Genomic DNA, 20,242 nt, shown 5'->3' with positions numbered 1-20,242 from the left:
CGGCCGCGTCCGAGATGCAGCCGTTGAGTGCGGACGAGTTGGCCGAGCGGTTCACCGACCAGGCGATGCCGCTGCTGGACCAGCTCTATGCGGCTGCGTTGCGGATGACGCGCAACCCGGCGGACGCCGAGGACCTGGTCCAGGAGACCTTCCTCAAGGCGTTCGCGGCGTTCGGCAGCTTCAAGCAGGGCACGAACCTGCGCGCCTGGCTGTACCGCATCCTGACCAACACCTACATCAACGGTTACCGCAAACGGCAGCGGCAGCCCTCGGTCACGCCGACCGACGACATCACCGACTGGCAGCTGGCTGCGGCGGAGTCGCACACCTCGACGGGGCTGCGGTCGGCCGAGATGGACGCGCTGGACCGGCTGCCGGACACCGACGTCAAGCACGCGTTGCAGGAGCTGCCCGAGGATTTCCGGTTGGCCGTCTACCTGGCCGATGTCGAGGGCTTCGCCTACAAGGAGATCGCCGAGATCATGGGCACCCCGTTGGGCACGGTCATGTCCCGGCTGCACCGGGGGCGCCGCCAGCTGCGGGAGCTGCTGGCCGAGTACGCCAAGGAGCGCGGGTTCCTGCGCCCCGCCGCGGCGTCCACCACGGCAGCAGCGGCCAGCACCACCGGCGCCGGGACTTCGGCCGGCCGCGGACAGGAGGGTTGATCATGTCCGACGCGATGGATCCGGCGGTGCCGTCGGTGCTGTCCGCCTGCACCAGCGGCGAGCCGGCCGATGCCTGCGCGACCGTGCTGCGCGACGTCTGGCTGTTCCTGGACGACGAGCTCGATCCGGCCAACCGGCGGGCGGTGCAACAGCACCTGGACGACTGCTCGCCGTGTCTGGAGCAGGCCGGGCTGGATCACAAACTCAAGCTGTTGCTGCACAACAAGTGCAGTGGTGAGCGGGCTCCCGAGGAGCTGCGCAGCCGGCTGGTGGCCAAGCTGCGGACGCTGACGGTCGACGCATCCGTGGGAGGGACCCGGATGACGGTGACCGAGACGTCGGTGGAGATCACCGGCGAGAGGTCGGACCTGACGCTGCAGCAGATCGTCGACGACCGCCTGGCCGCCCGGGACGTGCCGACCGACTGATCGACGACCGTGCCACCCGGTCGACCGCTCGGGAAGAGCGGCGGACGGATGGACGGATCCGGGACGGGACCGCCGGGCGGTCCCGTCCCTGACCGACTCAGGAGTTGGGGCGCTTGCCGTGGTTGGCGCCGCTGCCCTTCCTGGCCTTCTTCTTCCGTGCGCGCTTGCCCATCGGGCTCACCCGCCTTTCTGTCGTCCGCCGGTTCCTCCGATCGGACCCGTCACGGGACGGGCCACGACCGGGGCGGCGACCGAAGCACGGGGAGCGCGTCGTCCGCCGCCGGGCGTCCATGCTGCCAGATCCGACCGGCGCTCCCGGACCGTCCGAGGTCGGGGCCCGCGGAGCGCCGGGTCCGGCGACCGGACGCGTCCGCGCTGCGTGGTTCACTGACCCGGGGTGGCGGCCGTCCGGGCCGGCCACCGCACGAGCCCAGACCCCAGGGACCAGCCGCGGCGGAGCCGCGACGGCCCTGACCCGCGAGGAAGCAGCTGACCGCGCATGTCCACCCTGTCCGACCTGTTGGCCGATTTCACCAACCTGCCGGGGGAGGCCGTCGCCCACCTGCAGACCCTGGTGTCGGAGTGGCAGCTGCTGGCCGACCTGGCCTTCTCGGACCTGCTCTTGTGGGTCCCCACCGAGGTGGACGGGGACGGGCTGATCTGTGTCGCCCAGGCCCGGCCGAACACCGGTGCGACCGCGCACCTGGACGACCGGGTGAACGACCGGCGCTCCCTGGCCGAGCACCCGCTGCTGCTGCGCGCCGCCGAGACCGGGCAGATCGTCGTCGAGGACCCGCCGGCCGACATCCAGGGTTCTTGGCTGCGCCGGGCGGTCGTGCCGGTCCGGCACGAGGGCGTGATCATCGCCTTCATCCGCCGGGACACCAGCAGCCTGATCGGCCGGGAGGCCAGCCAGCTCGAGACCGCGTACGTCGACGCCGGAGACGACCTGTTCCAGATGGTGTGCGACGGCACCTTCCCGACCCCGGCGCAGCCGGCCGAGGTCATCACCGGTCCGCGTGCCGGTGACGGGCTGCTGCGGTTGGACGCCGACGGACGCGTCGTCTACGGCAGCCCGAACGCGGTGTCCGCCTACCACCGGCTCACCTTCACCGGGGAGCTCATCGGGGCGGACCTGGCCGCGTTGACCCGCCCCCTGATCAAGGACCCGTTCGACGCGGCGGAGCTGGAGGCGCGCATCCGCGGAGCGGTCGACGGCACCTCGCAGCTGCGCATGGAGGTCGAGGCGCGGGGGGCGACCGTGCTGTTCCGGTGTCTCACCCTCATCCCGCACGGGCGACCGCACGGCGCCCTGGTGCTGGTCCGGGACGTGACCGAGGTCCGTCGCCGCGACCGGGCGCTGATCAGCAAGGACGCGACCATCCGGGAGATCCACCACCGGGTGAAGAACAACCTGCAGACGGTGGCCGCCCTGCTCCGGCTGCAGTCGCGCCGCTCGCAGGACCCCTCGGTGCGGCAGGCGCTCAGCGAATCGGTGCGCCGGGTGGCCTCCATCGCGCTGGTCCACGAGACGCTCTCCACGTCACCGGACGACCGCGTGGACCTGGATCAGATCGTCGACCGGCTGGTGCCCATGATCTCGGACGTGTCCGCTGCCGAGAGCTCGGCCCGGGTCACCCGGATCGGCAGCTTCGGCGTGGTGAACGCCGAACTGGCCACCCCGATGGTCATGGTGCTGGCCGAGGTGGTGCAGAACGCCCTGCAGCACGCGTTCACCGCCGAGGGGCCGGCCGGGCAGGTCACCATCGCGGTGTTCCGATCGGCGCGGTCGATGGACATCACCGTCACCGACGACGGCATGGGTGTGCCCGAGGACTTCGACCTGCAGAAGGCCAAGGGGCTGGGCCTGCAGATCGTCCGCACGCTGGTCGCGGCGGAACTGCGCGGCACGATCGAGCTGGCCCGCCGGACCGACGCCACCGGGACGCGGGCCCGGATCAGCGTGCCGCTGCGCGGCCAGAAGTGAGCGGGCCGGCAGTGATCACGCGCTGACGCGACCGGGACCCCCGGAACGCCGCAGGGGCCGCGACCGACCCGAGTCGATCACGGCCCCTGCGGGGTCACGCAGTGGTCAGTGGTTGCTGCGCGCGCGGGCCCGAGCACGACGACGCTTGAGCGCGCGCCGCTCGTCCTCGCTCATGCCGCCCCAGACGCCGGCGTCCTGGCCGGTGTCCAGCGCCCACGTCAGGCACTCGCTGGTCACCGGACAGCGCTGGCACACCGCCTTGGCGTCGGCGATCTGCGACAGGGCCGGACCGGAGTTCCCCACGGGGAAGAACAGTTCGGGGTCCTCGTCGCGGCAAATAGCGCGGTGGCGCCAATCCATGGGTGCTGACTCCTTGATCAAACCGAGCAGAGCTGGTGGGTTCCAGCGGAGAACGCGCCGGGCGAACGGCGCAATCGATGCTGTCACGCGTGAGCGCGATGTCAAGGGAACGTGTCGCCCAGGTTACGAACGTCACGCACCGGTCCGGTCCCGCGGACAGCACCGCCCATGATGCCTGGTGGGCTCGATTCAGACCACCCTCGGTCGGGTGCGGCATTGATCACCGAGCGCACCGGGTGTCGATCACACGACGACCGTCACTGCCTGAGGTACGTGCGTGAACAACACGTCCGTCCATTCGCCGAGGTAATCACCGTCGGCCTGCACGGCGACGGGACGATCGGCGGTGACCCGGACGGCGGCCACGTCGTCGTGATGCAGGAGGGCTCGGTGGTTCGATGATCCGACCGGTCGGATCATCCGGCGGGCGATGCCCAGCACGACCGGCATGGACATCCGGGTCACGGCGAAGAGCCCCAGACCTGCCTCGGGGCGGGTCGATGCGTTGGTGACGATCTCCCGGTTGCCGTAGTACGTCCACGGCGAGACGTTCGACACGAACACGAGGAACGCGGGTTCTGCCGACTCCGTCGGGGTCCCCGGAGGCCCCCCGGCGAGCGTCTCGAGCATGCCGTCGGACCCACCCTCGACCGCGGCGCCGGAGCTCGCGTCGGGATCGACCGGTCCGGCTGCGTTCGGTCGCCAGCGCACCGACAGCCGCGGCCGCCGCCGGTCGCTGCGGACGACCTGGCGGACGGTCGCGCGCAGGTGCATCGCGTTGGAGATGCTCCGGCCGGTGCCGCGCTCCTCCTCGACCGCCCGCACCACCTCGGCGTCGATGCCCATGCCCGAGTTGAAGGTGAAGTAGCGCTCACCCACCCGACCGAGGGACACCGTCCGGGTGCTGCCGGAGGCCAGCGCCAGCAGGATCTGCTCGGTGGCCAGGGTCGGATCGGGATCGACCCCGATCGCGCGGGCGAAGACGTTGGTGGATCCGCCGGGCACGATGGCCAGCTGCGGGCGCGGGGCGTCGACGCCCCGCGCCAGCATCCCGTTGACCACCTCGTTCACGGTGCCGTCCCCGGCGTGCACCACGATCAGGTCGGTGCCGGCGTCGGCCGCCGCGGCGGCCAGATCCGCCGCGTGCCCCCGGGCGCGGGTGTGAGCGACCCGCAGCGACAGCTCCCCGGCAAGCGCGTGGGTCAGCAGGTCGCGCCGACTGGCCGTGGTCGCGGTGGCGGCCGGATTGACGATCAGCAACGCACGCATCGGGCGCAGCCTACGACCCGGTGGTGCCCGGACGGCGCTGCGCCCCAGCTCGGCTGGCTACGCTCGGAACGTGACGTCCGAGCACTCCACCCCTCCCGCCGATCCGCCGCCGCTGTCCATCCCCGCGCCCCGCGCGGTCCGGATCGCCGCGGTGCTGGTCGTCCTGCAGGGGGTCGGGCTGCTCGGCCTGGCGGTCGGCACGCTGTTCGCCGGAGCGGGGGACAGCGTGCCGACCGGTCGGCTGCTCGCGCAGGTCGGCTACTACGCCGTGCTGGCCGTCGCCGTCGGCGCCTGCGGTCAGGCGCTGCTGCGCGGGCGGCGGTGGGGACGGACGCCGAGTGTGGTGATCCAGGTCGTGGTCGCGGCCGTCGGCGTCTGGATGATCACGCCCAGCGACCGGACGCTGCTGGGCATCGCGATGATCACCTGGGGACTGCTGGTGGGGGCGCTGCTGCTCAGCCGGCCGGCGAACGCGTGGATCGAGCGCTTCCCGTTGCCGTTCGCCGCAGGGCCGGACCGCTGAGTCGGAACGTCGTCCAGCCGTCCATCGGCTCGGCGCCCAGCGAGCGGTAGAAGGCGATGGACGGCGCGTTCCAGTCCAGCACCGACCACTCCACCCGGGCGTGACCCCGGTCGTGCGCGATGGCGGCGAGCCGGGTGAGCAGGTCACGACCCAGCCCCCGGCCGCGCGCGGCCGGGCGGACGTACAGGTCCTCCAGGTGGATGCCGTGCACTCCCTCCCAGGTCGAGTAGTTCAGGAACCACAGGGCGTACCCGACCGGGCCGGTCCCGTCCGGGTCGGCGACCAGGCCGAACACGGCGGGCCGGGTCGCGAACAGGCTCGCCCGCAGCTGCGCCTCGGTCAGGTGGCACTCCTGTGGCAGCCGTTCGTACTCGGCCAGCTCGTGGACCATGGCCACCACGGCGGGCACGTCACGCGGCTCGATCGGCCGGACCGCGCCCATCCCGTCGTCCTGCCCGTCGTCCGGCACCGCGTCGACCACGGCCTCAGGCACCGACGGGCCGCAGCGGCACGACGTTGGCGTGATCGATCATCCGCACGCCCCGGTCCAGCTTGAGCACGGTGACGGCGGCCGCGTCCATGGCCAGGACCGAGCCCGCGGCGATCGGCAGTCCGGCCCAGCGCACGGCCAGCGCCCGGCCGAGGTGGCCGTGGCTGAACAGCAGCACGTCCCCGCCCACCGCCGCGGCCTGCCAGGCGTGTTCCAGCGCCCGGTCGGCCCGGGCGGCCACGTCCTCCGGGCTCTCGCCGTCGGGCGCGCCGTCGTGGAAGATCTCCCACCCGGGCCGCTCGCGGTGGATGTCGGCGGTGGTGCGGCCCTCGTACTGGCCGTAGTTCCACTCGACCAGGTCGTCGACCAGCTCGTCGACGGTGAACCCGGCCAGCGTCGCGGTGCGCAGCGCCCGCATCCGCGGGCTGCTCAGCACGGTCCGCGGCCGGATGCCCAGCCCGGCCAGCAGCTCGGTCAGCTGCTCGGCCTCACGCTCGCCCGCCTCGGTCAGGTCCAGGTCGGTGACGGAGGTGTGCTGACCGGACAGGCTCCACTCGGTCTGCCCGTGCCGGACCAGGGCCAGGCGTCCCGGCCGGGTGCCACCGGTGCTCGTCGCGCCCGTGCTCACGCCTCAGCCCCGATCGGCGGCCGCGGCCGCGTTGGCCAGCTGGGCCACGTACCCCCGGCAGGCGTCCCAGGTCGGCAGCAGACCGTCGGCCTCGGCCTGGGCCAGCGTCGGCGCCGCCGTGTCCTTGTCGGACAGGACGAAGTCGATCCCTTCCGGCAGCGCCAGTCCCAGCGCCGGGTCGAGCGGGTTGATGCCGTGCTCGCGCCCGGGGGAGTAGCCGGTGGAGCACAGGTAGGTGAGCGTCGAGCCGTCCTCCAGGGCGACGAAGGCGTGCCCCAGTCCTTCGGACAGGTACACGGCGCGGCGGTCGACCGAGTCGAGCCGGACCACGTCCGTGACGCCGAACGTGGGGGAGCCGACCCGGATGTCGACGATGTAGTCGAGCACGGCACCGGCCGGGCAGGTGACGTACTTGGCCTGGCCCGGCGGCACGTCGGCGAAGTGCACGCCGCGCAGGGTGCCGGCCCGCGACACCGACAGGTTGGCCTGGGCCAGGGTCAGTGGATGTCCGGTGGCGGTCTGCAGCGCGTCCACCTTGAACCACTCGAGGAACAGTCCACGGTCGTCACCGTGCTGCTTGGGGGTGAACTCGAAGGCGCCGGGCACGGCCAGTTCTCGAACCTGCATGGTCGCCGATGGTAGTCAGCCGGTCCGCAGGAGGAGTCGGCGGAGCGAGGAACGAGCGGAGACGAGCTCCGACCATCGGGTCAGGAGGAGTCGGCGGAGCGAGGAACGAGCGGAGACGAGCTCCGGCCCATCGATCCGCCCCGCTCGGCGGCGCACCTTGACGCGCGCGGCCGGTGCCGGGACCGTCGGGGCATGACGGCGGACGACGGCGGCGCCCCGGCAGGCGCCCATCGGGTGTTGCAGATCCTCGACGGCGCGCTGCGGGCGCGGTTCCGGGCGCCGTCGTTCCTGGCGGCGATGGCGCTGGTGCAGGAGGTGGGGGAACACGCGGAGCGGGTCGACCATCACCCCGACATGGACGTGCGCTGGCGGGAGGTCGAGTTCGCGCTGGCCAGTCACGACGTCGGGGCGATCACCGACCGGGACACCGCCCTGGCCGCGGTGATCGCGGACCTCGCCCAGCGGCACGGCGCCGAGCCCGTCCCGGTCCGGCACGCCCGCGTCGAACTGGGCATCGACACCGCCGACGCCGGCGCGCTGCGGCCGTTCTGGCTGGCCGTCACCGGCGGGACGGAGGTCGATACCGAGTTCGGACCTCGCATCGAGCACCCCTCCGGCCTGCGCCTGTGGTTCCAGGAGTCCGAGCCCCGCCCGGGTCGCAACCGGCTGCACCTCGACTGCTACCCGGCGCCCGGCACCCTGCCCGCGGTGCTGGACGCGGCCGTCGTCGCGGGCGGCCGACTGGTCACCGACGAGTTCGCCCCGCACTGGTGGGTGCTGGCCGATCCGGACGGCAACGAGGTCTGCCTGTGCCAGGAGGAGCCGGGGACGACCGGCCCGGCGTGACGATCAGCTCGTCGCCGCCCGGGGGGGGGGGGGGGCGGTCATGTGCCGGTCCGGGTCGGTCGGTCTGCCAGAATGGGACCCGCGCGTTCCTGCCGGCCCGTTGACCCGCGTGGCTCCGGCACCCGCCCGGACCCTCGGGCGGAGACCCGTTGTCGATCCCGATGGCGACCGTGGCCCGGCCCGACCGGTCCGATGGTCATCGCTCGACCCGACCGCGCAGACCAGCGTTCCGTTCCCGGCGGCAGTGCCGACCGGGCACGCCCCGGCCCGCGCCCCGGCAGGCCGGCCCCGAGACCGGTGAGTGAAGATGACCGACCACACCCCCGCCCAGCCGTCCGGACAGCTCCCCGGTGCCGCCGCCGTCACCGAGGCCGAGGTGCTCGCCGCGCACGAGGGTGGCAAGCTCTCCGTGGGGCTCCGCGGCGAGCTGGAGACCGTGCGTGACCTGTCGCTGGTGTACACCCCGGGTGTGGCGCAGGTGTCCCGGCTCATCGCCGATCGCCCCGCCGCCGCCCGCGAGTACACCTGGGCGAGTCGGTCCGTCGCGGTGATCTCCGACGGGACCGCCGTGCTGGGCCTGGGTGACATCGGCCCCAAGGCGTCCCTGCCGGTCATGGAGGGCAAGTCCGCGCTGTTCAAGCGGTTCGCCGGGCTCGACTCGTTCCCGATCGTGCTGGACACCAAGGACCCGGACGAGATCGTCGCGGTGGTCCGGGCCATCGCGCCGTCGTTCGGTGCGGTGAACCTGGAGGACATCTCCGCCCCGCGCTGCTTCGAGATCGAGCAGCGGCTGATCGACGAGCTGACCATCCCGGTCATGCACGACGACCAGCACGGCACCGCCGTGGTCGTGCTCGCCGCGCTGATGAACGCGGCCACCGTCGTCGATCGGCCGATGGCCGGCCTGCGGGTGGTCGTGGTCGGCGCCGGCGCCGCCGGGGTCGCCTGCACCCGCATCCTGCTCGCCGCCGGCGTCAAGCACGTGGTGATGGTCGACTCGCGCGGGGTGCTGCACCCGAGTCGCGCCGATCTGACGCCGATCAAGACTGAGATGGCCGCGGTGACCAACCCGGACGGCATCACCGGTGGGCTGGCCGAGGCCATGCAGGGCGCCGACGTGTTCCTCGGCCTGTCCGGCGGGCGGATCGACCCGAACCTGATCGGCACGATGAACGCCGACCCGATCATCTTCGCGCTGGCCAACCCCACTCCCGAGGTGGATCCGGCCGCAGCACACCGATGGGCGTCGGTGGTGGCCACCGGCCGCAGCGACTACCCGAACCAGATCAACAACGTGCTGGCCTTCCCGGGCATCTTCCTGGGCGCGCTGGACGTCGGGGCGACCCGGATCACCGAGGCGATGAAGGTGGCCGCGGCCGGCGCCATCTGTGCCGCGGTGCCGGAGCCGACCGCCGATCGCATCGTGCCCGACCCGTTCGAGCCCGAACTCGCCCAGCGGGTGGCCCGAGCCGTCGGCCTGGCCGCGCAGGTCGACGGCGTGGCCGGGCCGGCGCCGGAGGACGCGACCGACTGACCCGCGGTCGTCCCGACCGGCCTCACGTCCGGTGGTGACCCGGTGCGGATCCGGTGCCGGCTGGCCTACCGTGGACGGTCGGCGCCGCACCGGCGCCGGGACCCGCATCGGTCGGCTGCCCGTCGTTCCCGGGCGTCGGCGCGGCCCGGGTCGATCGCCGCAGTACCGGCCGACCCGGGGGCACCTGTGCGTCATTCCCAACCGCCCGCGGTGCAACTGCGCCGGTTCGTGGCCATGTGGTCGGACCTGGCCGGGATCGGCCGTGACCCGTTGCGCGGCGGGTACGTCCGGCGTTCCTTCACCGAGCCCGACCACCAGCTGCGGGAGTGGTTCACCGAGCAGGCGCTGCGGCGCGGGCTCGACGTGGAGTCCGACCGCAACGGCAACCTGTGGGCCTGGTGGCTCCCCGCCCCGCCGGGCGGTGCGCCGACCCGCGAACAGGACCAGCAGGCCGTCGTCACCGGATCGCACCTGGACTCGGTGACCGGCGGGGGCGCCTTCGACGGGCTGCTGGGCGTGGTCAGCGCCCTGCTGGCGGTGGACGAGTTGCGCAGCCGGGGTCTGCGGCCGCGACGCCCGGTGGCGCTGGTGTGCTTCGCCGAGGCCGACGGCAGCCGGTTCGGGGTGCCGTGCCTCGGCTCCCGCCTGCTGACCGGGGCGCTCGACGCCGACACCGCCCGGCGGTTGCACGACGGGGACGGCGTCTCGCTGGCCGACGCGGCCGGACGGGCCGGCGTCGATCCGAAGGGGATGGGGCCCGACCCGGACCGTCTGGCCCGGGTCGGCACCTTCGTCGAACTGCACATCGAGCAGGGCCGGTTGCTGGCCGCCGCGGACCCGGCGGCGCCGGTCGGGCTGGCGTCGGAGGTCGCGGCGCACGGCCGGTGGCACATCACCGTCTCCGGCCAGCACAACCACGCCGGGACCACCGCGGCTGCCGACCGGCACGATCCGATGCTGCCGGCCGCGGCCGCGGTGCTGGCCGCGCGCCGCGCCATGGAGACCCGGTCGGGGTCCTTCGCCACCGTGGGGCGGATGCGGCCCGTCCCGGACGCCAGCACCGCGATCGCCGCCGCCGTCGGTCTCACCGTCGACGTCCGCGCCGAGGACGCCGCCGGCGCGGCCGGGCTGATCGACGAGATCACCCACGTGCTGCGGGTCGAGGCTGAGCTGGAAGGCTGCGCGGTGACGGTGCACCGCGACTGGCTGGCCGAACGGGTGCTGTTCGACACTGCGCTCGGGCTGGAGCTGGGCGGGCTGCTCGACGCGCCGGTGGTGGCGTGCTCCGGGGCGCACGACGCGGCGGTGCTGGCCGACCGGGTGCCGGCCGCGATGCTGTTCGTGCGCAACGCCAGCGGCGTCTGCCACGCCCCGGAGGAACACGCCGAGCCGGCCGACTGCGTCGCCGGCGTGCAGGCCCTGGCCGACTGCCTGGAACGGCTGGCGGGCTGATCCCGGAACGCCGTCGGTCGGGACGACCGGAGTCGTCCCGCCCGACGGGAAGCGCGGTGCCGCCACGCTCCGGTGGCGGCGGTGCGGTCAGCGGTCGAACGCCGCCGCGATGACCGCGGCCTGCTCCACCTCGTGCACCTTGGCCGAACCGGCCGACGGCGCCGCCATCGACCGGCGCGACACGCGCTTGAGACCGGCCGGCAGCAGCTCCGGCATGAGCTCCTGGAACGCCAGGGCCAGGAACGTCCAGGCCCCCTGGTTGGCCGGCTCCTCCTGCACCCAGCGGACATCGGTGGTGTGCGCGGTGTACGGCTCCAGCACGCTGGTCAGCTTGCGCTTGGGCAGCGGGTACAGCTGCTCGACGCGCAGGATGGCCACGTCGTCGCGCTCGTGCTTGCGCCGGTGCGCGAGCAGCTCCCAGTAGAGCTTGCCCGAGGTGAGCAGAACGGTCTTCGCCTGCTCCGGGCCGACCTCCGGGTCGCCGTAGACCGACTCGAACTTGCCGGTGGTGAAGTCGGCGACCTCCGAGACGGCCTGCTTGTTGCGCAGCATCGACTTGGGCGTGAACACCACCATCGGGCGGTGCACACCGTCCAGGACGTGCCGACGCAGCAGGTGGAAGTAGTTCGCCGGCGTGGACGGCACGGCCACGGTCATCGAACCCTCGGCGCACAGCTGCAGGAACCGCTCGATGCGACCCGAGGTGTGGTCCGGGCCCTGGCCCTCGTGCGCGTGCGGCAGCAGCAGCACCACGCCCGACTGCTGGCCCCACTTGGCCTCACCGGAGGACAGGTACTCGTCGATGATCGACTGGGCGCCGTTGACGAAGTCGCCGAACTGCGCCTCCCACAGCACCAGGGCGTCCCGGTTGGCCACCGAGTAGCCGTACTCGAAGCCCAGACCCGCGTACTCGGTGAGCGCCGAGTCGTAGATCAGCACTCGGCCCTGCTCGGGCGAGAGGTGCTGCAGGTACAGGTACTCGGCGCCGGTGTTCTTGTCGATCAGGGCCGCGTGCCGCTGCACGAAGGTGCCGCGCCGGGTGTCCTGGCCGGCCATGCGGACCAGCCGGCCGTCCATGGCCACCGTGCCCAGGGCCAGCAGTTCGGCGAAGGCCCAGTCGATGCCACCGGAACGCGACATCTCGACCCGGCGCTCCAGCACCTGCCTCACGCGCGGGTGGGCGGTGAAACCCTCCGGCACGGCCATCGCCGTGTCGGCGATGTGCTGGATGGTCTGCTCGCTGACGCTGGTCTCGACCTTGGCCGGGATGGTCTGCTCGGACTCGACCGACGGCGACGCCGTCGGGGTGGCCTTCTCCAGCTCCTTGACCTCGTTGAACACCCGTTCCAGCTGGGTGTGGTAGTCGCGCAGCGCCTCCTCGGCCTGTTCCGGGGACAGATCGCCCCGGCCCACCAGCGCCTCGGTGTAGATGCGCCGCACCGACCGCTTGCCGTCGATGATCTGGTACATCAGCGGGTTGGTCATCGACGGGTCGTCGCCCTCGTTGTGACCCCGGCGTCGGTAGCAGACCAGGTCGATGACGACGTCCTTGCCGAACTCCTGGCGGTAGTCGACGGCCAGCTTGGCCACCCACACGGCGGCCTCGGGGTCGTCACCGTTCACGTGGAAGATCGGCGCCTGGATCATCTTGGCCACGTCGGTGGAGTACTCGCTGGACCGCGAGTGCTCCGGGGCGGTGGTGAAGCCGACCTGGTTGTTGATGATCACGTGCACGGTGCCGCCGGTGCGGTACCCGCGCAGCAGCGACAGGTTCAGCGTCTCGGCGACCACGCCCTGGCCGGCGAACGCCGCGTCACCGTGGATGGCCAGCGGCATGACGGTGAAACCGTCCTCGCCCGCGTCGATCAGGTCCTGCTTGGCCCGGACCACGCCCTCCAGCACCGGGTCGACGACCTCGAGGTGCGAGGGGTTGGCGCACAGGCTCACGTCGACCTGCCCGTCGCCGAAGGGCCGCACGTACTTGCCCTCGGCACCCAGGTGGTACTTCACGTCGCCGGAGCCGTGCGCCTGGCCCGGATCGAGGTTGCCCTCGAACTCACGGAAGATCTGCGAGTACGGCTTGCCCACGATGTTGGCCAGCACGTTCAGCCGGCCGCGGTGGGCCATGCCGATGACGACCTCGTCCATCTCGAACTCGGCCGCCTTGTTCAGCGCCGCGTCCAGCAGCGGGATGACGGTCTCCCCGCCCTCCAGCGAGAACCGTTTCTGCCCGATGTACTTCGTCTGCAGGAACGTCTCGAACGCCTCGGCCGCGTTCAGCCGGTTGAGGATGTACTTCTGCTCCTCCACCGTCGGGTGCGCGTGCGGCGCCTCCACCCGGTCCTGGATCCACTTGCGCTGCACCGGATCCATGATGTGCATGTACTCGATGCCCACGGTGCGGCAGTACGAGTCGCGCAGCACGCCCAGCACGTCGCGCAGCTTCATGAACTGCTTGCCGTTGAACCCGCCCACCGGGAACGAGCGGTCCAGGTCCCACAACGTCAGGTCGTGCGAGAGCACGTCCAGGTCGGGGTGCCGGCGCTGCCGGTAGTTCAGCGGATCGGTGTCGGCCATCAGGTGACCGCGGGTGCGGTACGCGTCGATGATCTCCAGCACCCGCGCGGTGCGGTCCGCACTGCTGCCGTGGTCCGCGGCCAGGTCGCGGGCCCAGCGCACCGGCTCGTACGGCAGCCGGAGCGAGGCGAAGATGTCGTCGTAGAAGTTGTCCTCGCCCAGCAGCAGCTGATGCACCCGACGCAGGAACTCGCCGGACTCGGCGCCCTGGATCACCCGGTGGTCGTAGGTGGACGTCAGCGTCATCACCTTGGACACGCCCAGGTCGGAGAGCCGCTGCTCGTTCGCGCCCTGGAACTCGGCCGGGTACTCCATGGCGCCGACGCCGATGATCGTGCCCTGCTGCTGCATCAGCCGCGGCACCGAGTGCACGGTGCCGATGCCGCCCGGGTTGGTCAGCGAGATGGTCGCGCCGGCGTAGTCCTCGGCGGTCAGCTGACCGGCGCGGGCCTTGCGCACGATCGACTCGTAGGCGTTCCAGAACTGCGTGAAGGTCATGCCCTCGGCCTGCTTGATCGGCACGACGACCAGCGAGCGCTGGCCGTTCTTGCCGGGCAGGTCGATGGCCAGGCCGAGGTTCACGTGCGCCGGGGTGACCAGCTGCGGCTTGCCGTCGGCCACCGCGAAGTGCCGGTTCATGTTCGGGTAGTCCGACAGGGCCCGGACGATCGCGAAGCCGATGAGGTGCGTGAACGAGATCTTCCCGCCGCGGTTGCGGCCGAGGAAGTTGTTGATCACGATGCGGTTGTCGGCCATCAGCTTGGCGGGGACCGCGCGCACCGAGGTGGCGGTGGGGATCTCCAGCGAGCTGGTCATGTTCCGCACGACCGCGGCGGCGGCCCCGCGCAGCGGCGCGGTGGTGTCCGCATCGGCGGCGGCGGGCTGCTTGGCGGCCGCGGCGGCCTTCAGGTCGTCCGGAGTGGCGGTGGTCGCCGGCTTGACGCTGCGGGCTCCGTTGGCCGGGGCGGCGGGCTTGGCCGGGGCCGGCTTGGCGGCGGCCGGGGCCGGGGTGCCGTTCGCGGCACCGGCACGGACCGGCGGGGGGGGCGGCGGCGGGGCACTCGCCGGTCGGGCGGCCGGCGCGGCGGGGGACGAGGTGGCGACCGGTTGGGCGGACAGTCCTGCGGACGGCGGTTCGTTGGCGGCGCTGCCGGCGACCTGGGGTCGGCTGCCGGCGCTGGAGCCTGCGAAGAAGTCCCGCCAGATCGCGTCCACACTGTCCGGATCGGTCAGGAACTGCTGGTACTTCTCCTCGACGAACCAATCGTTGGGACCGAACTCCGGTGCTGTGGTTGACGACACTGTCGCTCTCCACCTGTTTCTACGACTCGGGAATATGGTCGATTGCCCAGGTTAGACCTGATGGCCCATCGGTGGGGGACCCGGCCCGACTAGTGGGTCACATTCGGCGTCCCCCGTACGACCGACCGCGGCCCGACCGCCCGCGCCCGGGTGGCGACCGCGGTCAGGCGATTGCGCCTGGAGCGGTCCGGTGGGCGGTGGCGTCGCGACCGGCGGCGACCGGGTCCGCAGCGGTGGTCCGTCGGGCCGGGCGCCCCGCGGGTCAGTGGTCGGCCTGGCGGGTGAGTCGCCGGTACGGCCCGTCGATCGCGAGCAGTTCGTCGTGCCGCCCGTCCTGGACGATCCGGCCCTGCTCCAGCACCAGGATGCGGTCGGCGCGGGCGGCCGTGACCAGTCGATGCGCCACCACCACCGTCGTGCGTGATCGGCGCAGCCGCTCGGTGGCGGTGAGCACTGCGGCCTCGGCGGCCGGGTCCAGCGCCGCGGTCGCCTCGTCCAGCAGCAGGATGTCGGGCTGGACCAGTTCGGCCCGCGCGAGCGAGATGAGTTGCCGCTGACCGGCACTCAGGTTCCGGCCACGCTCGTCGACGGCGTGCCGGAAGCCACCCGAGAGACCGGCGACCATGCCCAGCGCGCCGACCGACCGGGCCGCCGCCTCGACCTCGGCGTCGGTCGCCTCCGGTCGCCCGTAGGCGATGTTGTCCCGGACGGTGCCCGCGAACAGGTGCGGCTCCTGCGGCACCACCCCGAGCCGACGTCGGTAGGCACTCAGGTCGAACCGCCGGATGTCGGTCCCGTCCGCCAGCACGGCGCCGCTGCTGACGTCGTAGAAGCGGGCGAGCAGCTTGACGAAGGTCGACTTGCCGGCACCGGTGGCCCCGACGACGGCCACCGTCTCACCGCGACGGAGGGTCACGTCGAGGTCGTGCAGGGCCATCCGGTCGCGGTCCGATCCGGTGTCGGCCGGGCCCTCGGCCAGCCGGGTGGGGAGTCCGGCTGTGCCGTCGGGGTCGCCGTCGGGGTCGCCGTCGGGGTCGCCGTCGGGGTCGCCGTCGGGGTCGCCGTCGACGGTCCGGTCCGGGTCCGGGGCGGTCGCGTACCGGAACCCGACCGACTGGGCGGTCAGGGCGCCGGACAGGCGCTCGACGGGCAGCGGATCGACGGCCGCGGGCGTGGTGGTCGGCGTCCGCAGCAGGTCGCCGATCCGGCGCAGGCCGACCTCAGCCTGCTGGTAGCCGTCGAACACCTGCGACAACTGCTGGATCGGCTGGAAGAAGGTGTCCAGGTAGAGGACGAAGGCGATGAGGGTGCCGGCCGTCAGGGTGCCGGCCACCACCCGGTCGACGCCCACCAGCAGCACCACGGCCGCGGCCAGCTCCGACAGCAGCGCCACGAACGGGAAGTAGACGGAGATCGCCGTCTGGGCCCGCATCCGTGATCGCCGGTAGTCGTCGCTGCGGGCGGCGAACCGGTGCGCGTTCCGGTGCTGCCGGCCCAGCGCCTGGGTGATCCGCAGGCCGGTGACGTTCTCCTGGAAGTCGGCGTTGACCACGCTGACCTTCTCGCGGGCCTCGCTGTACGCCCGGTTGGCGAACCGGCGGAACAGCACGGTGGCCAGCACCACCACCGGGAGCACCAGGGCGACGAGCAGCCAGAGCTTCACGTCCATCATGGCCAGCACCACGGTGAGTCCGACGAACTGGGCGAGCGAGACCACCGCGGTGGTCAGCCCGGTCTGCAGGAACGTCGACAGCGCGTCGACGTCGGTGGTCATCCGGGTCATGATCCGGCCGGCGCGTTCCTGCTCGTAGTAGTCCAGGCCGAGCCGCTGCAGGTGCGCGAACTCGCGCAGCCGCAGCCGGAACAGGACCGTCTCGCCGGCCCGCCCGGCGGCCACCGTCTGCCATCGTTGGATCAGGTAGTCGGCCAGCACCACGCCGAGCGCGGCCACCGACACGAGCCAGATCACCGACACCGAGCCGGCCGAGACACCGCGGTCGACGCCCACCCGGATCAGCGCCGGCAGCGCCAGCCCGGCCGCCGCGTCCAGCGCCACCAGCACCACGGCCACGGTCAGCAGCCCCCGCACCGGTCGCAGCGCCTGGCGCAGCGAGAACCGGGTGCAGGACTCCGGCTGGTAGGACCCCGGCTGCTCGCGCGCCGGCGGCAGTGCGGCGACCCGGTCCAGCAGCTCCGGGGTGGCCGGGCCGGAGCCCAGGAACCCGCCGGGGCCACCGCCGGCCGCCCCGCCCCGGCCGCCTCGGCCCGCGGGCGGGGCGGGCTCGGCGCCGCCGACCGCCCGGTCCCGGGCCGGCCCGTCGGTGGCCGCTGGTTCCGGCCAGAGCTCCGCCGTGATCGCGTCCCCGACAGCACCGCCCGGCGTCGGGCCGTCGGTCGGATCCGGGTCGGACGTGTCGGACCGGGGCGGCTCCGCGCCGGGCTGGACCAGCTCGCCGAGCAGCTCGCGGTACCGCTCGCAGCGGGCGGTCAGCTCGTCGTGGGTGCCCGAGTCGAGCACCCGGCCCCGCTCCAGGACGACCACGTGGTCGGCCAGGGCCAGGGTGGACCGGCGGTGGGCGATCAGGATGGTGGTGCGCTCGGCGGTGACCCGGCGGAGCGTGTCGTGGATGGCGGCCTCGGTGACCGGGTCCACCGCGCTGGTCGCGTCGTCCAGCACGAGCAGACGCGGTTCGGTGATGAGCGCCCGGGCCAGCGCAAGTCGCTGCCGTTGGCCCCCGGAGAGCGTCAACCCGCGCTCGCCGATCACCGTGTCGTACCCGTCGGGCATCCGCCCGATGAACTCGTCGGCCTCCGCGGCCCGGGCGGCCGCGCGGATCTGCTCGTCGGTGGCCTCCGGTCGGCCGTAGGCGATGTTGGCGGCGATCGAGTCGGAGAACAGGAAGGCCTCCTCGAACACCACCCCGACGGCTGCCCGCAGCTCGTCCAGCGACCGCTCCCGGACGTCGGCGCCGGCGACGCGGACGGTGCCGGCGGTCGGGTCGTAGAACCGCGGCACCAGCAGGGAGACCGTGGACTTGCCCGAACCGGACGAGCCGACCAGCGCGACAGTGCCGCCGGCCGGGACCGCGAAGCTGCAGTCCCGCAGCACGGGATGGTCCGGGTCGTAGCCAAAGGTGACGCCGTCGAAGGTGACGGACGGCGGTCCGGCCGGCAGCGGGACCGGGAGCGGTGGGTCGACGATCTCCGGGCGAGCGTCGATCACCTCGAGCACGCGCTCCACCGAGGCCCGGGCCTGCTGACCACTGATCAGCAGCATGGTCAGCATGCGGGTCGGCCCGACCAGTTGGGCCAGGTAGAGCGAGAAGGCCAGGAAGGTGCCCAGCGAGATGGTGCCCTGGTAGGCCAGCCAGCCGCCCAGCGCCAGCACGCCGACCTGACCGAGCGCGGTGAGCCCCTGCAGGGCAGGGGAGATCATCGCGGTGAGCCGCACGGCGCGCAGCCGGTCGGCGTACAGCCGGGCCGCGCCGCCGCGGAGCCGCTCGACCTCACGGTCCTCCTGCCCGAAACCCTTGACCACGCGGACGCCGGTGACGTCCTCCTCCACGATCTCGGCCACGTCGGCGGCGGACTGCTGGGCGGCCCAGGTGGCCGGGAACAGCACCGTGCGGGTCAACCGGGTGAGCAGCACCGCGGCCGGCACCACGAGCAGGGCCATGGCCGTCAACGGCAGCGACAGGGTGGCCATCAGCACGAGGGAGACCACGAACAGCACCAGCTGACCGGCGGCGAAGGGCGTCATGGCCAGCAGCCCCTGCACCAGCTGCAGATCCGCCGACGCCCGGGACACCACCTGGCCGGTGCGCAACCGGTCCTGCCCGGGGCCGTCCAGTCGCTGCAGCGAGTGGAACAGGTCCTGCCGCATGTCGTGCTGGACATCGAGGGAGAGCCGGCCGCCCGCCCACCGGCGGACGAAGGACGCGCCGAACCGGATGACGGCCAGACCGATCAGGGCGGTGACGATCCAGCCGAGCCCGGTGGTGGTGCGGGCTTCGGCGTCGTCGACGGCCGCGCCGACCAGCAGCGGGGTGACCGCGCCCAGACCGATGCCGCCGAGCGCGGCCGCCGCGGACAGCAGGGTCACCGTGCGGTGCCGCCAGCAGTACCCCCACGTTCGGCGGATCCAGCCGCGCCGGGCGCCGGGCCCGGCGCTCGACGACCGGTCCGGGCCCGGGTCGCCAGGCCCGCCCGCCCCGGGCGTGGACGACCCACCGGCCGGCCGGGCCGGCGACGAGGTCGGTGGGTGGGCAGCTGGGTGGGTCGTGGTGCTGCCGGGTTCGGGCGGGGGTGGCACGGGCGCCACGGTAACCGCGATCACCGACAGGCGGCCTCGACGCGGGGCCCGGGTCGAGGGCGAGACCGCCGCCCGTGCATCGGATCCGCAGCTCAGGGGGCGCGAAGCGCGAGGTCGGCGACGACGGCCCGGTGGTCGCTGTCGCTGACCCGCACCGTGTGCGTGCCGAGCACCAGGAAGGTGTTCCCGTCGACCAGGACGTGGTCGATCGGGGAGGCCAGCAGCACCGGTCGGCTCGACGGCCAGGTGCCCTCCGCGCCCCGGCCGGCGGCGCTGGCGGCGTCCACCACACCGTCCGGCAGGTCGCGCATGGGGGCGTGGTCCACGGTCGCGTTGAAGTCGCCCACCACGACCGTCCCGGTGCCGTCGACGGTGGGAGCGGCCTGGGCGACGGCGGTGGCCACCGACGCCGCCCAGCGGTCCCAGCCGGTGGCGCGGACCGGCGATCCGGCGTGCACGGCGACCAGCACCGGGCCGTCGTGTCCGACGGGCCGGGCCCGCACCGTGCCCAGCACGGTGTCCGGGGCGTCCGTCTGCTCGTACGGGCCGACGTCCTCGGCCACCAGCAGGCTGGTCTCCGAGGTCGGGCGGCGCGACTCGCGGGTGGAGAAGACCTGGAACCCCCGGTCCTGCTCGGCGAGCCGGGCGGCCACCTGATCGGCCACCTCGCGCGGGGTCTCGGGCAGCGACACCACGTCGGCGCCGGTGTCGGTGACCAGGGCGACGAGTTCGTCGACCGAGGTCGCGTCCCGCTCGGCGCCGATCTGCGTGTTGAACCCGACCACGACCAGGTCGGGTTCGCCGGCGACCGGTCCGGTCGCCCACCCCCGGCCGGCCACCACGGCGGCGTTGCCCACGCCCACGGCGAGCAGGCTGGTCACCACGATGGTCTGCCACCAGCGCCGTGCCCCGGTCGCGGTGCGGCGCCACGGCCGCAGCACCAGCAGGGCGAGCAGACCCGCGGCGACACCGCCGACCGCGATGAAGCTGCGGAAGGACAGCGCGTGCAGCACACCCGGCACGGTGGACAGGCCGAACCAGACGGGCCAGATCGCGGCGGCGGCCAGCAGCGCGCCGGCCACGGCCAGCAGGACCAGCCCGGCCACCCGGGCCGGGCTGCGGCGCGTCGGGCGCGGGGCGTCGCCGGCCGGGCCGGACGTCCGGGAGGTCGACGGAGCGCTCACCGGCGCCTGCTCGACCCGGAGGGACCGACGACCGAGCGGGCGGGTCGGGTCGGGGGGC

At 73.2% G+C, this 20,242-nt stretch carries 16 protein-coding genes; 7 read left to right on the top strand and 9 right to left on the bottom strand.

Annotation, left to right across the window (positions count from 1 at the left end):
* The first annotated feature begins 14 nt into the window (after window positions 1–14).
* Window positions 15–665: a sigma-70 family RNA polymerase sigma factor gene (locus tag JL106_RS12990; RefSeq protein ID WP_205261278.1), complete on the top strand. Its 651-nt coding sequence runs from the start codon at window positions 15–17 to the stop codon at window positions 663–665.
* Window positions 666–667: 2 nt separating this feature from the next.
* Window positions 668–1,093, top strand: a complete 426-nt coding sequence (gene rsrA, locus JL106_RS12985) for a mycothiol system anti-sigma-R factor (protein WP_236007566.1) — start codon at window positions 668–670, stop codon at window positions 1,091–1,093.
* A gap of 97 nt (window positions 1,094–1,190) precedes the next feature.
* Here the strand turns inward: rsrA and JL106_RS22555 are convergent, their stop codons facing one another.
* Window positions 1,191–1,265: a 50S ribosomal protein bL37 gene (locus JL106_RS22555; protein WP_407666785.1), complete on the bottom strand. Its 75-nt coding sequence runs from the start codon at window positions 1,263–1,265 to the stop codon at window positions 1,191–1,193.
* 327 nt (window positions 1,266–1,592) lie between these two features.
* On the opposite strand from JL106_RS22555, the gene JL106_RS12980 reads away from it, so the two are divergent.
* Window positions 1,593–3,080 (top strand): sensor histidine kinase, encoded by a 1,488-nt coding sequence (locus tag JL106_RS12980; RefSeq protein WP_205261136.1) that lies wholly within the window; start codon window positions 1,593–1,595, stop codon window positions 3,078–3,080.
* A 105-nt stretch (window positions 3,081–3,185) separates the two neighbouring features.
* On the opposite strand, the gene JL106_RS12975 is transcribed toward JL106_RS12980, so the two are convergent.
* Window positions 3,186–3,440, bottom strand: coding sequence for a WhiB family transcriptional regulator (locus JL106_RS12975; protein WP_205261135.1), 255 nt, complete (start codon window positions 3,438–3,440; stop codon window positions 3,186–3,188).
* A gap of 243 nt (window positions 3,441–3,683) precedes the next feature.
* Window positions 3,684–4,709, bottom strand: a complete 1,026-nt coding sequence (locus tag JL106_RS12970; RefSeq protein ID WP_205261134.1) for a diacylglycerol/lipid kinase family protein — start codon at window positions 4,707–4,709, stop codon at window positions 3,684–3,686.
* A 70-nt stretch (window positions 4,710–4,779) separates the two neighbouring features.
* Here JL106_RS12970 and JL106_RS12965 point away from each other — a divergent pair, with 70 nt between their 5' ends.
* The gene (locus tag JL106_RS12965; protein WP_205261133.1) at window positions 4,780–5,232 is read left to right on the top strand and encodes a hypothetical protein; all 453 of its coding nucleotides are present in this window, start codon (window positions 4,780–4,782) and stop codon (window positions 5,230–5,232) included.
* Here the strand turns inward: JL106_RS12965 and JL106_RS12960 are convergent.
* Genes JL106_RS12960 through JL106_RS12950 form a run of 3 tightly spaced genes read right to left on the bottom strand, consistent with a single transcriptional unit; the run spans window position 5,165 to window position 6,977 of the window.
* Complete coding sequence (locus tag JL106_RS12960) at window positions 5,165–5,674, bottom strand: GNAT family N-acetyltransferase (protein ID WP_205261276.1); 510 nt, start codon at window positions 5,672–5,674, stop codon at window positions 5,165–5,167. The two genes, JL106_RS12965 and JL106_RS12960, sit on opposite strands and share 68 nt — an antisense overlap.
* Window positions 5,675–5,717: 43 nt before the next feature.
* Entirely contained in the window at window positions 5,718–6,350 is a 633-nt protein-coding gene (locus tag JL106_RS12955) for a histidine phosphatase family protein (RefSeq protein ID WP_205261132.1), read from the bottom strand.
* Between the two features lie 3 nt (window positions 6,351–6,353).
* Window positions 6,354–6,977: a dTDP-4-dehydrorhamnose 3,5-epimerase family protein gene (locus JL106_RS12950; RefSeq protein WP_205261131.1), complete on the bottom strand. Its 624-nt coding sequence runs from the start codon at window positions 6,975–6,977 to the stop codon at window positions 6,354–6,356.
* A 192-nt stretch (window positions 6,978–7,169) separates the two neighbouring features.
* Here JL106_RS12950 and JL106_RS12945 point away from each other — a divergent pair, with 192 nt between their 5' ends.
* The 3 genes from JL106_RS12945 to JL106_RS12935 all read left to right on the top strand — a co-directional run bounded on the left by JL106_RS12945 (window position 7,170) and on the right by JL106_RS12935 (window position 10,809).
* Entirely contained in the window at window positions 7,170–7,823 is a 654-nt protein-coding gene (locus JL106_RS12945; RefSeq protein ID WP_205261130.1) for a VOC family protein, read from the top strand.
* Between the two features lie 307 nt (window positions 7,824–8,130).
* On the top strand, window positions 8,131–9,357 hold the full coding sequence (locus JL106_RS12940) for an NAD(P)-dependent malic enzyme (RefSeq protein WP_205261129.1): 1,227 nt from the start codon (window positions 8,131–8,133) through the stop codon (window positions 9,355–9,357).
* A gap of 234 nt (window positions 9,358–9,591) precedes the next feature.
* Entirely contained in the window at window positions 9,592–10,809 is a 1,218-nt protein-coding gene (locus tag JL106_RS12935) for an allantoate amidohydrolase (RefSeq protein WP_205261275.1), read from the top strand.
* A gap of 87 nt (window positions 10,810–10,896) precedes the next feature.
* Here JL106_RS12935 and JL106_RS12930 read toward each other — a convergent pair whose 3' ends face one another.
* The 3 genes from JL106_RS12930 to JL106_RS22085 form a co-directional block, all read right to left on the bottom strand.
* Complete coding sequence (locus tag JL106_RS12930) at window positions 10,897–14,688, bottom strand: multifunctional oxoglutarate decarboxylase/oxoglutarate dehydrogenase thiamine pyrophosphate-binding subunit/dihydrolipoyllysine-residue succinyltransferase subunit (protein ID WP_205261128.1); 3,792 nt, start codon at window positions 14,686–14,688, stop codon at window positions 10,897–10,899.
* Between the two features lie 262 nt (window positions 14,689–14,950).
* Window positions 14,951–18,790 carry an ABC transporter ATP-binding protein gene (locus JL106_RS12920; protein WP_328842282.1) on the bottom strand — a complete coding sequence of 1,280 codons (3,840 nt, stop codon included), beginning with the start codon at window positions 18,788–18,790 and terminating at the stop codon, window positions 14,951–14,953.
* A 302-nt stretch (window positions 18,791–19,092) separates the two neighbouring features.
* Entirely contained in the window at window positions 19,093–20,184 is a 1,092-nt protein-coding gene (locus JL106_RS22085; protein ID WP_205261127.1) for an endonuclease/exonuclease/phosphatase family protein, read from the bottom strand.
* Window positions 20,185–20,242: the final 58 nt, after the last annotated feature.

Origin of the sequence: Nakamurella leprariae, assembly GCF_016918035.1 — a bacterium.
In the GTDB taxonomy this organism is placed as follows: domain Bacteria; phylum Actinomycetota; class Actinomycetes; order Mycobacteriales; family Nakamurellaceae; genus Nakamurella; species Nakamurella leprariae.
The sequence above is the reverse complement of the archived record's forward strand: the minus strand, read 5'-3'. Positions and strand labels throughout refer to the sequence as shown.